This is a genomic window from Bradyrhizobium sp. CCBAU 11386 (assembly GCF_028128955.1).
GTDB lineage: Bacteria > Pseudomonadota > Alphaproteobacteria > Rhizobiales > Xanthobacteraceae > Bradyrhizobium.
Window position 1 is genome coordinate 1 of record NZ_LBKA01000211.1, and the last position, 15,480, is coordinate 15,480.

A 15,480-nucleotide genomic window follows, 5' to 3' on the forward strand; every position below is an offset into this window, starting at 1 on the left:
CACTGGAGCCAACTCCAGACCCGAAGCCCGATCCCGGGCCTCTCGACCTGTCAGTCGACAAAGGGGTTATCACACAGCCTGGGTCATAAGCTGCCATTGAAGACGAAGGCACATTTTTTACTCGATCCTGACCGGCTTTCCTCCCGATGTCCTAAAGCCTATCTTGGTTGAAAAGACATGAGAGGCAGCGAAATGCTACCGGCACCAATCACTTATTGCTTCTACCGTTGTCGCGGGCTCTGCCTTCACACTTGGGTCGTCGCGACTTTCGCAATCATGATGGCCTCCGCTCCACTGCAGGCTTCAACAGCACCAAAAACGTCAGCGTGCGGATACCTCGCTGGTCTAATTGATAAGGCACCGCCATCAGGGCCGTTGTTCCTGCCCAGCTATCCGACCGTCGAATCGGGGCCTCTGCATGGCGCCGCCTACCTCTATGACAATGCGGTAGCCGCCATCGCATTGGTCGGTTGCGGTGAGCAAGACAAAGCGCATCGGATTGGCTCGGCGATTCTCTGGGCCATCGACAACGACCGCACCTGGCATGATGGACGGCTCAGGAACGCTTACGCCGCGGGTGTGGTGGCGAATGGCCCCGTCAAACTTCCAGGGTGGTGGGACAATACTCAGAACAAATGGTTAGAGGATCGATATCAGGTGGGCAGCGATGTTGGTAACATGGCATGGGCCATGTTGGCGTTGCTGTCGATTGATGATGTGAACACCGGCTCTCGGTTCCGCGATGGTGCAGCACGGCTTGGCGCCTGGGTCGCGCAATGGGCCGATACGCGCGGTACTGGCGGTTTCACGGGTGGTACGTTTGGGCACGAACCGACGCCGGAAGTGCGGACGTGGAAATCGACTGAACATAATACTGACCTCGCCGCCGCGTTTGGCCTTCTTGCGATCCGTACAGGCGATTCGCGCTGGCGCGATAAGGCAACGGGCGCTGAGTACTTCGTAAATACGATGTGGAATCCGGCATGCGCCTGTTTCGCTGCAGGGACCGCTGAAGACGGCGTCACCCACAATCCGATTTTGGCTCTCGATGCTCAGGTCTGGCCTTTAATAGCGCTCCACGGAGCGGTCGAGAAATTTGCATCGGCAATTACGACCGCCGAACAGCGAATGAGTGTCGACGAGGGCTTTTCTTACGGTGAAGACCGAGACGGTGTGTGGACCGAAGGGACGGGCCAAATGGCTCTCTTAATGAAATTGCTCGGCAGGACTGGGAGGGCAAACTCGTTGATCGCTGTAATCGAATCCCAGAGGTCGCCGGATGGTGGGTTCTATGCCACAAGTGTCCGCGAGTTACCGACCGGGTTCGTGTTGGACACCGATCCGACCAAGCCGCGACACTATTTCCGATTGTCACATCTTGGCGCAGCTTCGTGGGCTGCCCTCGCGGAACGTGGCTTCAATCCCTTTACGGTGACAAATGGACTTCCGTAGTTGAGCCGCGGTGCTTCTCGTCTCGGCCATTTCGGTCTGTTTTGATTTCGATATGTCCGCAAAGGGTCATGAACGACAAAACTCGAGGTGAGCGTAATAGGTCCGCTTTCGGTTGCATAGCGGCCGACCGTCCCTCGCGGGCCACGTTGAGCCGGACCGTCTTGCCGTGATTCAAGTTCCTATCGATGGGACGAATCATGCGCTACGAACTCACCGACGAAGAGTGGGCTGCAATCAAGCCGATGCTACCGAACAAGCCGCGCGGTGTGCCGCGGGTGAATGATCGTCGTGTCCTCAATGGCATCTTCTGGGTCTTGCGATCTGGAGCGCCATGGCGCGATCTGCTTGCTGGAAAATTGCTGTCTCATCTGAAATCCGTGTCAATGCTGCTTGCTGACCGTGGCTACGACGCCGATTGGATCAGGGAGCTCGCCATGGCATGGGCCAACATCCCACCCAAACGCAATCGCATCGATCCAATCTGCTTCAGCCCTAATCTCTACCGCGCCCGCAACAGGGTCGAACGGTTCTTTAATCGGATCAAGCAATGTCGTCTGGTCGCTACACGCTACGATAAGCTAGCCGCCAACTATCTTGCTTTCGTCCAGCTCGCATCCATCCGTCTATGGCTGGCTGCGCGTAATGAGTCCACGCCCTAGTTTTTCCCGAGGACGACTGGCGCAGCCGACGAGCTAGTGCCCGTTGGCGATCACCCAGCACGGCGCGTCGCCATCTCCACCGCGAGCAGCAGCGCGGCGCGGCTGGCGCCGATCGATGCGATCCCCTGGCCCGCGATGTCGTAGGCGGTGCCGTGCGCGGGCGTGCAGATCGGGAATGGAAAGCCGCCGAGCAAGGTCACGCCGCGATCGAAGCCCATCAGCTTCATCGCGATCTGGCCCTGGTCATGATACATCGTCAGCACCGCATCGAAGGCACCGCCCTTGGCGCGTAGGAACACGGTGTCGGCCGGGAACGGCCCCTCCGCGGCAATGCCCTCGCGTTGGCCGGCCGCGACCACCGGCGCAATCATGTCGATCTCCTCGCGGCCGAAATTGCCGCCGTCGCCGGCGTGAGGATTGAGACCCGCAACCGCAATCCGCGGCTCCGCGAAGCCGGCGTTGCGCATGCAGGAATCGGTCAGCTTGAGCGCACGATGGATGCGCTCGCTGGACAGTCGCGCGGCGACGTCCTTCAGCGGGATGTGGGACGTGACCCGTGCATTCCAGAGCCGGTCCAGCACATTGAACTCGCTTGCCGCGGTCTCGAGGCCGACCACCTCCGCGGAAAACGCGATCTCGTCGTCATACTCGGCGCGGGCAAGCCGCATCGCCTGCTTGTTGAAGGGGGTGAAGCAGACGGCATCGACGCGGCCGTCGCGGCCGAGTTCGAGCGCCAGCTTGTAGTTTGCCAGCGTGAATTTTCCGCCGGCGAGGGTCGCGGTCTTCGGCTCGACGTCCTTGGGATCGAGGTGGCGAAGATCGACAAACAGCGCCTCGCCCTGCGCCGATCGAAGGTCGGCCCCCTGCTCCACCATGGTCAGGTCCGGCTTGACGCCCGCAACGCGCGCGCCCTCGTCGAAGATGCGGCGGTCGCCGATCACCACGAGCCGGCAGCTCGCGCGGATGTCGTTCTCCGCCACGAGCTTCGTGGTCAGCTCCGGGCTGATGCCGGCGGGATCTCCCATCGCCAATGCAATGAGCGGCTTTGCGGTCATATGATCACCTTCTCCTGAGCTGTCGTCTCATTCCTGGCGGATGGCGTCGGCTTGCGCAGCAAACGCGCGAGCTGCAACGCGAGCGGAAGCAGCAGCAGCGCGATGCCGGCCACGATCAGGCACGTCACCAGCTTGTTCGCAAAGAAGATCCCGAGCGATCCCTTCGACATCAGCATCGACTGCCGGAACGCATCCTCGGCCTTGTCGCCGATGACGATCGCGAGCACCAGCGGCGCCAGCGGATAGAACAGCTTCTTGAAGAGATAGCCGACGATTCCGAAGCCGAGCATCATGACCACGTCGAGATAGGAGTTCGACACCGAATAGGCGCCGACGACGCAGATGATCACGATCAGGGGCGCGATGACCACGAACGGAATTCGCATCAGGGCGGCGAAGACCGGAACGGTCAGCAGCACCAGCGCGACCGCGACGATATTGCCGACATACATCGAGGCGATCAGGCCCCAGACGAAATCCTTCTGGTCGACGAACAGCATCGGCCCGGGATTGAGGCCCCAGATCATGAGCCCGCCCATCATGACGGCCGCGGTCGCCGAGCCGGGAATGCCGAGCGAGAGCATCGGCAGCAGCGCACTGGTGCCGGCGGCATGATCGGCCGTCTCCGGCGAGATGATGCCTTCGACCTCGCCGGTGCCGAAATATCGGCCGCGGCGCGAGAAGCGGCGGGCGATGCCGTAGCTCATGAAGGATGCGGCGGTCGGGCCGCCCGGCGTGATCCCCATCCAGCAGCCGATTGCGGCGCTGCGCAGCAGCGCAACGCTGTGCCGCGGCAGGCGGCCGACCGCGCGAAACACCTCGCGCCAATCGATCTTCGAGGAGACGGCGCGGGCATGAAATTCCTCCTCGACGGCCACCAACAGTTCGCCGATGCCGAACAGGCCCATCACGGCGACGACGAAGTTCACCCCCTTGACCAGCTCGTCGATGCCCATGGTCAGGCGGACGCTGCCCGAGACGGTATCGATGCCGATGGCGGCGATCGCAAAACCGATCGCGAGCGCGACGACGGTCTTGATCGGTGCCGCCCCGCCCATGCCGACGAAGCTCGCAAAGGCGAGGAAATAGACCGCAAAATATTCCGGCGGCCCGAAGGCAAGCGCGACCTGCGCCACCCAGGATGCGAGGAAGGTGATCAGGATGACGCCGATCAGCGCGCCGAACGCAGCCGAGCCGAAGGCGGTCGCGAGCGCCGTCGTCGGCCGGCCGTCGCGCGCCATCGGATAGCCGTCGAAGGTGGTTGCGACAGAGGACGGCTCACCGGGGATGTTGAACAGGATCGAGGTCACCGAGCCGCCGAACAGCGCGCCCCAATACATGCTGGAGAGCAGGATGATCGCCGACACCGGCTGCATGCCGAAGGTCAGCGGCAGGAGCAGCGACACCCCGTTCGGAGCGCCCAGCCCCGGCAGCACGCCGACGAGAATGCCGAGCAGGACGCCGACCGCCATCAGGACCAGATGCGGCACGGTGATCGCGATGGTGAAGCCGTGCAGGAGTTGCTGGAGATTATCCATCGGCCTCTCCGTCAGATGCCGAACGCGGCGGCGAGCGCGCCATGCGGCAGGCTGACCTGGAACATGCGCTCGAACACGACGTAGAGCGCGAGCGCCGTTGCCGCCGCCATCGCCAGCGCGCGCGGCACGGATTGGTGCCTCGGGATCGCCAGCACCGCGAAGACGTACAGGCTTGAGGCGAGGTACATCCCGACCAGCGGGATTGCGGCCACGAAGATCGCGGCCGGCACGAACAGGCCGGCAAGCCGGCGCAGCTCGATCGGTGTGATCGCGATGGGAACGCTTGCGAGCGTGGTTGCCGGCAGAAGACCCCGCACCAGATTGTAGAGGCTCCCGAGCACGATGATGATGCCGGTCAGGAACGGGAACGTGCCGGCGTCCACCCCCGCGCTCGACCAGCCGATGCCGTTGTCGAGGCTGGAGACGACGACGGCCGCACCAAAGCTGCCGGTGAGGACGGCGGTCGCAAGTTCAAGCGCGCGGCGCGATATCATCGGGGGCTCCGTTCGAGCGGCGTGCAGCGACCGGTGAATGACGCACGCGTTTTCCAGCCCATCAAGTGTCGTCCCGGCGAAAGCCGGGACCCATAACCCCAGGGAGAAGTTTGACGAGGACTGGAAGCCAAGTCGGTACCACCACCAACACTCATCGAGAGATCACGCGGTATGGGTCCCGGCGTTCGCCGGGACGACGGTGGAGTTTGTGGCGCGATGGGCGAGATGCGGCAGGAAGCCCCGCCCCCATCGTCACTGCCGATGCAACAGCCCAGCCTCACTTGACCAGCCAGCCCTGCTCGCCCGCAACCTGCTTGACGTGCTCGAGGTCCTCCTTGATGAACTTGTCGAACTCGGCACCGGTCAGGAACGTGTCGACCTGCGAGGTCTTCTCGATGTAGTCCTTCCATTCCGGCGTCGCCTGCACCTTCTTCATGAGGTCGACATAGAACGCGGCCTGGTCCGGCGTGACCTTGCCGGGCAGCCACACCGTCCGCGGCTGCTCATATTGCTTGATGTCGAGCCCCTGCTCGAGGCAGGTCGGAACGTCGCTCCAGCCTTCGGTCGCGGTGACCTTTGGGCCCTGCGGCAGCCGCTTCGGGCTGAAAACGCAAAGCGGTCGCTGCGTGCCGCCGCGCCATTGCCCAAGGCTCTCGCTGGGATTGTTGACGTGGGAGTCGAGGTGTCCGCCGGCGAGCTGCACGGCGGTCTCGGCGCCGCTCTTGAAAGGGATGTAGGTCAGTTTGACCTGACCGGCCTTCTCGATCATGCGGGTCAGCACCTCGTCGGTGTCCTTCGATTGCGCGCCGCCCATCTTGAATTCGCCCGATGCGGCCGCCTTCAGATAATCCCCTGCCGTCTTGTAGGGCGCGTCCTGCTTGACCCAGAGCAGGAACTCGTCCTGCGCCATCGCCGCGATCGGGGTGAGATCGGTGTAGTTGAAGGCGACCTTGGAGACGAGCGGCTGCTGCCAGGCGTTCGACGTTCCGAAGATCACCTTGTAGGGGTCGCCTGCGGACGCCTTGCCGTAGACATAGCCTTCGGCGCCGCTGCCGCCGCCCTTGTTGACGACGACGATCGGCTGCTCCGTCAGCTTGTACTTGGTGACGATGTTCTGCACCGCGCGGGCGAGATTGTCGGTGCCGCCGCCCGGCCCGGCGGTGGCCACGAACTCGATCGGCTTTTGCGGTTGCCAGGCCGCAAACGCCGGGACTGTGCCGGCGAGCACGGTCGCGGCTGCGGAAAGCAGAAGTGTTGACGTCCGGCCCATGATTTCCTCCAGCTTTTTATGTTCTGTTTTATTTGTTGTATCGACGTCCGGTCAGGCGACGCGTTCCTCGCGTCTGTTCGCGGCTAAAACGATTGCGCCTTCCTGTTCGAGCGCTTCGATCTGCTTCTGGTCGAACCCGTGCTCGGCCAGCACCTCGCTTGTGTGCTCACCGTAGACCGGCGCGCCGATGCGCACTTTGCCTGGGGTCTCCGAAAACTTGACCGGAAGCCCGATCGTCTTCACGGGGCCGAGCGTGGAATGCTCGACCTCGACGACCATCTCGCGCGCCAGCGTCTGCGGATCGCGGAGCGCCTCCAGCATGTCGTGCACGGGGCCGCACGGCACGCCCTTCTCGTCGAGCGCCGCGAGCCAATGTGCCCGCGACCGGGTGCGAAAGCGCTCGCTCAGGACGGCCTCGAGCTCCTTCAGATGCGCCATGCGGTCGGCCCCGGTGACGAAGCGCGGATCGGCGGCAAGCTCGCTTGCACCGAGCGCTTCGAGCATCAGGAGCCAATGCTTCTTGTTGGCGCCGCCGACCACCAGCCAGCCGTCCGACGCCTCGAGGGCCTGATACGGCGCGTTGAGCGGATGGGCCGAGCCCATCGCGCGCGGCGCGGTGCCTGCGGCCAGCGCGATCGTGGACTGCCAGTAGGTCTGCACCAGGGCCGCCTCGTAAAGCGAGGTCTCGACCCACTGCCCTTCGCCGGTCTTCAGGCGATGCGTATAGGCGGCAAGGATGCCCATGCTCGCGAGCAGGCCGGCGGTGATGTCGGACAACGGCGGGCCGCACTTCACCGGCGGCCCATCCGGACGCTCACCGGTGAAGCTCATGATGCCGCTCATCGCCTGCGCGACCAGATCGAAGCCGCGGCGGTGCTTGTAGGGGCCGGTGCGGCCGAAACCCGACAGCGAGCAGTAGATCAGCGTCGGAAACTGCTCATGCAGCTCCTCGTAGCCGAAGCCGAGGCGCTCCATGGCGCCCGGCGCGAAATTCTCGACCAGCACGTCGGCGTCCGCGATCAGCCGCCGCAGCACCTTCTTGCCGCCATCCGTCTTGAGGTCCAGCACGATGCCGCGCTTGTTGCGGTTCATCATCAGGAAGGAGGCCGCCTCCTCGCCGATCTTCGGCGGCACCGAATGGCGGGTGTCGTCGCCGTTCGGCCATTTCTCGATCTTGATGACATCAGCGCCCATGTCGGCGAGCATCAAAGTGCAGGTCGGCCCCGCCATGACATGGGTGAGATCGATGACCTTGAGGCCGGCGAGCGGTCCCGAACGGCGAGAGGTGGATTGCGATCGATCGCTTTGCATCGGCCCGTCCTATTGGCCGCGCCATTGCGGCGCGCGCTTGTTGAGGAAAGCATCGAGCCCTTCGCGAAAATCCTGGCTCGTGTAGCACATCAGGATGAGGTCTTCGCCCTCGTCCTGCGTCAGCCGCCTTTGCAGGCGGGCCACCGCCTGCTTGGTCGCGGTCAGCGTCAGCGGTGCGTGACCGGCCAGCAGCCGGGCTACTTCGTCGGCGCGCCTGTCGAGGGCGGCAAGATCCTCGACGACCTCGCCGAGCAGCCCGACGCCGACGGCTTCGGTGGCGTCAATGAGACGCGCGGTGAAGATCAGATCCTTGACGCGCGCGGCGCCGATGAGCGCGGTGAGACGGCTGACATTGGACATCGAGAGGCAGTTGCCGAGCGTCCGGGCGATCGGAAATCCGATTTTGGCGCTTCTGGTGCCGATGCGCAGGTCGCAGGCTGCGGCGATGCCCGCCCCGCCGCCGGTGCAGAACCCGTTGATCGCGGCGATGGTCGGGACCCGGCACTGCTCGAGCGTAGTGAGCACGCGGTCGATGCGGTTCTCGTAATCGATCGCGTCCTGCGGCGTCTTGAACGCGCGGAACTGGTTGATGTCGGTGCCCGAGGCGAAGGCCTTGTCGCCGGCCCCACGCAACACCAGCACCTTGAGCGAATGATCGCGGTTGGCCTCTTCGCAGATCGCCGCGAGGCGCTCGTACATGGCGAAGGTGAAGGCGTTGCGCGCCTGCGGGCGGTTGAAGGTGATCCGCCCGATGCCGTCGTTGCATTCAAAAACGAGGTCGTCCGCCTCCGCAGCCAGGTCCATTTCCTCATCTCCTCTTGTTTTTTACATTTTTGAATGCAAAATTTGGGATTAGCAAGCTGGAATTTCCATATTTCGACTGATTACTTCGTTTTTGCATTCAAACTGGAGCGACGGTGCCATGCTTCATGAGGAGGTCGTCGGCCGCATCCGCGCCATCCTGCTCGACGGCGAAATCCCGCCGGGCGCGCGGATTCCCGAGCGCGAGCTGTGCGACCGGCTCCAGATCTCGCGCACGCCGCTGCGCGAAGCGCTCAAGGTGCTCGCGGCCGAAGGCCTCGTGCAGCTCCTGCCCCATCGCGGCTCGCGCGCGGCAAAGCTGACCGACAAGGACATGCGCGACCTGTTCGAAGTCTGCCAGGGCCTCGAAGCCCTCGCCGGCGAGCTCGCCTGCGAGCGCATCACCGACGCCGAGATCGGCGAGATCGCCGCTGCGCACACGGACATGGTGCAGCGTTATCGCGAGGGCGACCTGATCCAGTATTATCGCGGCAACCGCGCCATTCACGAAGCCATCGTCGCCGCGGCCGGAAATCCCGCACTGACCGGGCTCTACGCCTCCGTGACCGCGCGCATTCGCCGCGCGCGCTACGTCACGCCGATGACGCCGCAACGCTGGGCGTTCGCCGTGATGGAGCACGAGGCGATCCTGAACGCGCTGCAGCGGCGCGACGGTGCCGGCCTCTCGCACATCCTGCGTGCGCATCTCCGTCACAAGCGCGAAGAGGTCTTGCAGGCGGGCTTTGCCGAGACGGAAGCAAGCGACCTCGCGCTGCGGATCGCGTGAGATCACGTCAGGCCTATCCCCTGCGCTCGATGCTGACGCAAAAAGATTCTTGCAGTCCCGCCGCGTCGCGCGGTCAGGAGACACAATCGCGACACAATCGTTGATTGCATTGCGGCACCACCCGGCTGGATCGTGCTGACCAGAGCAATGTCGGCAAGCGATGGTTTTTGTCTCGCTCCGGAATTGCGCTGCTCACTTTGACAAGCCGCGCTTGCTCGCAAACCAATTCCACTTGCTAGCTTGCCTGAACCGGCGCAGCATTCCACTGCTGGCCTCAGGCCGAACATCACGCGCGATACAATCGCGCAGCTCAAAAAGAAGAATGGAGGAAACGAATGACACTTGATGTCTCACGTCGATCCCTGCTCGCACTCGGTGCCGGCCTTGGCGCCAGCACAATGCTCGGCAGCAGTGCGATGGCACGCGCTCCCAAGCTCGGCACCCAGACACCCTACTGGCATCGCTTCGTTCTCGGCGACACCGAGGTGACCGTCGTCTCCGACGGGCCGCTGCCGCTCGGCGATCCCTCCGGCACCTTCACCGGCGTCCCGAAGGAAGAGGTGAAGAAGATGCTCGCCGACAATTTCCTGTCGCCGGACAACGTCGTGCTCGAGCAGAACTCCCCGATCGTGAACACCGGCGACAAGCTCATCCTGTTCGATACCGGCATGGGCAGCTCCAAGATGTTCGGCGCCACCACCGGCCGCCAACAGAAGAGCATGGCGGAAGCCGGTATCAAGCCGGAGGACATCGATGCCGTGGTCTGCTCGCACGCGCATATCGACCACATTGGCGGCATCGTGGATGCCAACAACAAGCCGCTGTTTCCGAACGCGCAGATCTACATCTCCCAGACCGATTTCGACTTCTGGACCGATGAAGGCAAGATGGCGAGCCCGGCCAAGGACTTCGTCGTGCACGCCCGCAAGAACCTGCTGCCGGTCCGCGACCGCATCGTGTTCTTCAGGGACGGCCAGGAATTCCTGCCCGGCGTGCAGGCAATCGCGGCGCCCGGTCACACCGTCGGCCACACCATCTTCATGGTCAGCTCGGCTGGCAAGTCCTTCGCCTTCCTCGGCGACCTCTCGCACCATTCCGTGCTGCTGCTGGAGCGGCCGCGGATGGAATTCTCCTACGACACCGACCCGAAACAGGCAGCCGAGTCACGCGTCAAGCTGCTCACCATGCTGGCGGCCAACAAGACGCCCGTGATGTCCTATCACTTCGCCTGGCCCGGCTACGGCCACGTCGCCAAGGCCGGCGACGGCTTCCACTACTATCCCGAACCGATGCAGATGACGTTGTAGTCGGCGACATCAAGCCCGGGTCGCGCATGTGCGGCCCGGGCCGGTCGCTTGATCTACCCGACGGAGGGGAATGATCCCTGACCGGTTCCTGTCGCGGCGCAACGACACTTCTGGAGCATTTTCCGGCAAGGCAGGCCCGTTCCAGGCAAGAGCCCGCCTCACTGCTCGGGTAAGAGTCCCTTCGCATCACATTCATCGACGTGAGCGCGTGACGCCGCTTTGGTCTTACGCCGCTCACGCTCGCAAAATGCTCAGGAGACATGCCATGAAGATCGTCGTGATCGGCGGCAGCGGACTGATCGGATCCAAGCTCGTTGCGAGGCTCAAGCAGCAAGGCCACGTGGTCATCGCGGCCTCCCCGAAAACAGGCGTGAACGCCGTGACCGGGGAAGGCCTCGCTGCCGCGCTGGCGGGTGCGGATGTCGTGGTCGACGTCGCCAACGCGCCGTCCTGGGAGCCCGCCGCCGTGCTCGAATTCTTCCAGCGTTCGAGCCAAAACCTCGCCGCGACCGAGGCTGCAGCTTCCGTCAAGCATCATGTCGCGCTGTCGATCGTGGGAACCGATCGCTCGCCCGACATCGCCTATTTTCGTGCCAAGCTCGCGCAGGAGACCATCGTCAAGGCATCTCCGGTCCCCTACTCGATCGTTCGCGCCACGCAGTTTTTTGAATTCCTCGGCGCCATTGCGGAGACGGGCGCGGCCGACGGCCGGATCGTCGTGCCATCGGCGTTGTTTCAGCCGATCGCATCCGACGACGTGGTCGCTTCCCTCGCGGAAGTCGCGACGGGACGTCCGCTCAACGGCACGATCGATATCGCGGGACCGGAAAAAGCCCCCTTCAACGAGTTCGTTGCGCGCCGCCTGAAAGCGTCCGGCGATAGCCGTCCGGTGGTGGGCGACGCCAAGGCGCCGTATTACGGCTCTCCCATCGCGGATACCTCGCTGGTCCCGCTCGGCGAGGCGCGGCTCGGGAAAACACCGCTCGCAACATGGCTCGCGACGGCCTGAGGTCCCAAGGTCGCGGCAACCACGGCAATGAAGGAAATCCCATGCGCAGATTGCTGATCGCAACGGCGGCTTACGCCGCATTCCTCCTCGCGGCCCATGCAGCCGAGACGCAGCCGGCCGCAAAGTCGGCCAAGGTGACCGTCGTGTTGGACCAGGTCCTGCCGAACGCTCCCGGCAAGAGCATGAAGGGCGTGCTGGTCGAGTATGGTCCCGGAGGCTCCTCACCTGCTCACACCCACGCGCGCTCCGCGTTCATCTATGCCACGGTGCTGGAGGGAGCCATTCGAAGTCAGGTCAATGACGAGCCCGCCAAGGTCTTTCACAAGGGAGAGAACTTCTTCGAGAAGCCCGGCGATCGCCATGCCGTCAGCACCAACGCCAGCGATACCGAGCCGGCGAAGCTGCTGGCCGTCTTCGTGGTGGACACAACCGATACAGAGCTGACAACGCCGATCGCGAAGTAGAGCGCGGGCCGTCGTCCCCGCTTCAGCGCAAGATATCAGCAGCCGAGCTTGTCGGCGATGCCGCCAAAATCCCTGGCGACGATGTCCCAATTGCCAGTCGCCTCGAAGTCCACCTTCTGAAGCGGCCCGTACTCGGTCGGCCGCGCCACGAACGCGGTCTTCAGCCCGTTCTTCTGCGCGGCGGCGAGATCGCCGTTGTGGGCGGCGACCATCATCACCTCGCCCGGCTTGAGGCCGAGCAGGCGCGCGGCGCCGAGATAGGTCTCGGGATCGGGCTTGTAGTGCTCGAACAGCTCCGCGGACATGACGAGGTCCCACGGCAGGCCGGCGAACTTCGCCATGTTGGTGAGCAGCGCAACGTTGCCGTTCGACAGCGGCGAGATGACGAATTTCGACTTCAGCCGCGTTAGCCCCGCGACGCTGTCGGGCCAGGGATGCAGGCGATGCCAGCCCTTGGTGAGGTAATCGAGATCGGCGTCGGTGAGGCCCTTGATCGAGAATTGCGCGACCAGCTTTTCCAGCGAGCGGCGGTGCAGATCGTCGAGCATGACGTAGCCGCGCTCGGGATGTTTGCGCACGTCGTCCATCGAGGCCATGTACATGCCGCGCCAGCCGTCGACCAGTGCGGTCCAGTCGGCGCTGATGCCGCGCTGCTTGCTCCACCACATGAAGTCGGTGATCAGGCTGGTGCGCCAGTCGACCACGGTGCCGAACACGTCGAAGACCAGGGCTTTGACGGCGGAGAGATCGGACATGTGCGCTTCCCTGATTGTTCTTGTTGTCATTCCGGGGCGATGCGCAGCATCGAGCCCGGAATCCATTTCACCTCGGACTCTGCCGCCCGATGGATTCCGGGCTCTCGCTGCGCGATCCCCGGAATGACAGACTTCTTAGTCCAGGTGGAACTTCGCCAGCTCGCGGTGCTCGGCCTTGATGTAGCGCACGGTGCCGGTGACGGAGCGCATCACCACCGTCTCGGTCTCGATCACGCCGTCCTTGCGGAACTTGACGCCCGAGAGCAGCGAGCCCGTGGTGACGCCGGTGGCGGCGAACAGGCAGTCGCCGCGCGCCATGTCCTCGATGCCGTAGATCATCTTGGGATCGTTGACGCCCATCTTGGCGGCGCGCTCGCGCTTCTCGTCGGAATCGAGGATGAGGCGGCACTGCATCTGGCCGCCGATGCAGCGCAGCGCCACGGCCGCGAGCACGCCTTCCGGCGCACCGCCGGTGCCGAGATACATGTCGACGCCGGTGTTGTCGGGGTCGGCGCAGTGGATCACGCCGGCGACGTCGCCGTCGGTGATGAGGCGCACGGCGGCACCCGTCGAGCGCACGCTCTCGATGATGCTGGCATGGCGCGGACGGTCGAGTACGAGAACGGTGATGCCGTCCGGTTGGACACCCTTGGCCTTGGCGAGGCGGCGGACGTTGTCAGCCGGCGTCGCATCGAGATCGACGACACCCTTGGCGTAACCGGGGCCGATCGCGAGCTTCTGCATGTAAACGTCGGGCGCGTGCAGCAGCGTGCCGCCGTCGGCCATCGCCATGGTGGCAATCGAGCCCGGCATGTTCTTGGCGCACAGCGTGGTGCCTTCGAGCGGGTCGACCGCAATGTCGACTTGCGGGCCGGCGTTCATGCCAACCTTCTCGCCGATGAAGAGCATCGGCGCCTCGTCGCGCTCGCCCTCGCCGATCACGATGGTGCCCTCGATCGGCAGCTTGTTGAGCTCGCGCCGCATCGCGTCCACCGCGGCCTGGTCGGCCGCCTTCTCATTGCCGTGCCCGCGCAGTCGCGCCGAAGACACCGCCGCCCGCTCCGTCACGCGCACGATCTCCAGCGTGAGAATGCGCTCGAGCAACGCATGCGGCGGGACTGAAATATGGGTCGACATCGGCTCACTCCTTCAAGACAGTTTTGGACGGAAATCTCCGTCCACATCAACTCGCAACATCAGCGGTTCGTTCGAACCGCGCTCCGTGTTTCCTGCTCTTCTATTCGAGCATGCTCTAGTTCTTCTCGATCCGGATCACCTGCGGCCGTCCGCTGATCACCTTGTCGCGCTGCACGGCGGCGAGCGCGCGGCGCACGGCGTCTTCGTGCGTCGCGTAGGTGATCAGGATGACGGGCACGGGCACCGCCTTGCCGTTCGCCGACGCAGCGCCGCCATTGGGATGGCGCTGCACGATCGACTCGATCGATATCTTCTGTTCTGCCAGCCGGGTCGCGATCGCAGCCGCAGTGCCCGGGAAATCACGCGCCAGGAGGCGGATGTAGTAGCCGCCCTCGTGCCGCTCCATCGGCGCCTTCCTGGTGTCGCGCAGGTGCGAGATCGGCCGGCCGAACGGATTGGCGCGGATGCCGCGCGCGACGTCGGCGATGTCGGCGACGACGGCGGATGCGGTCGCAGCACCACCTGCACCGGGGCCGACCAGCGTGATCGGCGGAATGCCCTCGCCATCGATCGTGACCGCATTGGTGACACCCATCACCTGCGCGATCGAGGAGGATTTTGGAACCATGGTCGGATGCACGCGCTGCTCGATGCCCTTGGCGGTGCGGACCGCAACGCCGAGCAGCTTGACGCGGTAACCGAGATCGGCAGCCGCGCGAAGATCTTCCGGCGCAATGGAGGAGATACCTTCGACATACACCGCGCTTTGAGCAACTTTCGTGCCGAAAGCGAGGCTGGCGAGAATGGCGAGTTTTTGCGCGGTGTCGTGGCCGTCGACGTCGAAGGACGGATTGGCCTCGGCATAGCCGAGCCGCTGCGCGTCCTTGAGGCATTCGGCAAATGACAGGCCCTCCTGCTCCATCCGCGTCAGGATGTAATTGCAGGTGCCGTTGAGGATGCCGTAGACGCGGTTGATGCCGGTTCCCGCCAGGCCCTCGCGTAACGTTTTGATGACGGGGATCGCGGCGCCGACGGCTGCCTCGAAATTCAGCGCGCCGCCGTGCTTTTCGGCGGCCTTGGCGAGCTTCAGGCCGTGCTTGGCCAGCAGCGCCTTGTTGGCGGTGACGACGGACTTGCCGGCATTGAGCGCGGCCTCGACCGCGGAGAGCGCGGGATCGCCGGCGCCGCCCATCAACTCGACGAAGCAGTCGACCTCCGGATGCGTGGCCAGCGCCATCGGATCCTTCGCCCATTCGACGCCGCGCAGGTCGACACCGCGCTTCTTGGCCTTCGAGCGCGCGGTGACGGCGACGACGCGAATGCCGCGGCCGCTGCGGCCCGCGAGCACGCGTCCCTGTGTTTCAATCAAACGGACGACTTCGGCACCCACGGTGCCGAGCCCCGCTATGCCCACTTTCAGGGGTGCGACCATGATGCCTTC

At 64.2% G+C, this 15,480-nt stretch carries 15 protein-coding genes; 6 read left to right on the forward strand and 9 right to left on the reverse strand.

Annotated elements, in window-relative coordinates; genetic code table 11:
* Positions 1-375: 375 nt before the first annotated feature.
* Together XI09_RS16685 and XI09_RS16690 are read left to right on the forward strand one after the other, a co-directional pair.
* Positions 376-1,452: a hypothetical protein gene (locus tag XI09_RS16685; protein ID WP_271567785.1), complete on the forward strand. Its 1,077-nt coding sequence runs from the start codon at positions 376-378 to the stop codon at positions 1,450-1,452.
* Positions 1,453-1,649: 197 nt separating this feature from the next.
* The gene (locus XI09_RS16690) at positions 1,650-2,111 is read left to right on the forward strand and encodes a transposase (protein ID WP_442869601.1); all 462 of its coding nucleotides are present in this window, start codon (positions 1,650-1,652) and stop codon (positions 2,109-2,111) included.
* A gap of 50 nt (positions 2,112-2,161) precedes the next feature.
* Here the strand turns inward: XI09_RS16690 and XI09_RS16695 are convergent, their stop codons facing one another.
* The 6 genes from XI09_RS16695 to XI09_RS16720 all read right to left on the reverse strand — a co-directional run bounded on the left by XI09_RS16695 (position 2,162) and on the right by XI09_RS16720 (position 8,583).
* Positions 2,162-3,166 (reverse strand): 4-hydroxythreonine-4-phosphate dehydrogenase PdxA, encoded by a 1,005-nt coding sequence (locus tag XI09_RS16695; RefSeq protein ID WP_271567787.1) that lies wholly within the window; start codon positions 3,164-3,166, stop codon positions 2,162-2,164.
* Positions 3,163-4,704: a tripartite tricarboxylate transporter permease gene (locus XI09_RS16700; RefSeq protein WP_271567788.1), complete on the reverse strand. Its 1,542-nt coding sequence runs from the start codon at positions 4,702-4,704 to the stop codon at positions 3,163-3,165. The genes XI09_RS16695 and XI09_RS16700 overlap by 4 nt, the downstream gene beginning before the upstream one ends.
* Before the next feature lie 11 nt (positions 4,705-4,715).
* The gene (locus XI09_RS16705) at positions 4,716-5,198 is read right to left on the reverse strand and encodes a tripartite tricarboxylate transporter TctB family protein (protein WP_271567789.1); all 483 of its coding nucleotides are present in this window, start codon (positions 5,196-5,198) and stop codon (positions 4,716-4,718) included.
* A 277-nt stretch (positions 5,199-5,475) separates the two neighbouring features.
* Positions 5,476-6,468, reverse strand: coding sequence for a Bug family tripartite tricarboxylate transporter substrate binding protein (locus XI09_RS16710; RefSeq protein ID WP_271567790.1), 993 nt, complete (start codon positions 6,466-6,468; stop codon positions 5,476-5,478).
* 51 nt (positions 6,469-6,519) lie between these two features.
* On the reverse strand, positions 6,520-7,779 hold the full coding sequence (locus XI09_RS16715) for a CaiB/BaiF CoA transferase family protein (protein WP_271567791.1): 1,260 nt from the start codon (positions 7,777-7,779) through the stop codon (positions 6,520-6,522).
* Between the two features lie 9 nt (positions 7,780-7,788).
* On the reverse strand, positions 7,789-8,583 hold the full coding sequence (locus tag XI09_RS16720; RefSeq protein ID WP_271567792.1) for an enoyl-CoA hydratase/isomerase family protein: 795 nt from the start codon (positions 8,581-8,583) through the stop codon (positions 7,789-7,791).
* A 118-nt stretch (positions 8,584-8,701) separates the two neighbouring features.
* Between XI09_RS16720 and XI09_RS16725 the strand changes: the two genes are divergently transcribed.
* From XI09_RS16725 to XI09_RS16740, 4 genes are all read left to right on the forward strand, one after another.
* Positions 8,702-9,367, forward strand: coding sequence for a GntR family transcriptional regulator (locus XI09_RS16725; protein WP_271567793.1), 666 nt, complete (start codon positions 8,702-8,704; stop codon positions 9,365-9,367).
* 335 nt (positions 9,368-9,702) lie between these two features.
* Positions 9,703-10,674 (forward strand): MBL fold metallo-hydrolase, encoded by a 972-nt coding sequence (locus XI09_RS16730; protein WP_271567794.1) that lies wholly within the window; start codon positions 9,703-9,705, stop codon positions 10,672-10,674.
* A 265-nt stretch (positions 10,675-10,939) separates the two neighbouring features.
* Positions 10,940-11,683, forward strand: coding sequence for an SDR family oxidoreductase (locus tag XI09_RS16735; protein WP_271567795.1), 744 nt, complete (start codon positions 10,940-10,942; stop codon positions 11,681-11,683).
* Between the two features lie 41 nt (positions 11,684-11,724).
* Positions 11,725-12,147, forward strand: coding sequence for a cupin domain-containing protein (locus XI09_RS16740; RefSeq protein ID WP_271567796.1), 423 nt, complete (start codon positions 11,725-11,727; stop codon positions 12,145-12,147).
* Between the two features lie 35 nt (positions 12,148-12,182).
* Here XI09_RS16740 and XI09_RS16745 read toward each other — a convergent pair whose 3' ends face one another.
* The 3 genes from XI09_RS16745 to XI09_RS16755 form a co-directional block, all read right to left on the reverse strand.
* Complete coding sequence (locus tag XI09_RS16745; protein ID WP_271567797.1) at positions 12,183-12,902, reverse strand: haloacid dehalogenase type II; 720 nt, start codon at positions 12,900-12,902, stop codon at positions 12,183-12,185.
* Positions 12,903-13,037: 135 nt separating this feature from the next.
* A complete protein-coding gene (gene glpX, locus XI09_RS16750; protein ID WP_271567798.1) occupies positions 13,038-14,039 on the reverse strand; it encodes a class II fructose-bisphosphatase in 1,002 nt (333 codons plus the stop codon).
* A 115-nt stretch (positions 14,040-14,154) separates the two neighbouring features.
* On the reverse strand, positions 14,155-15,471 hold the full coding sequence (locus XI09_RS16755; RefSeq protein ID WP_271567799.1) for a homoserine dehydrogenase: 1,317 nt from the start codon (positions 15,469-15,471) through the stop codon (positions 14,155-14,157).
* Positions 15,472-15,480 lie beyond the last annotated feature (9 nt).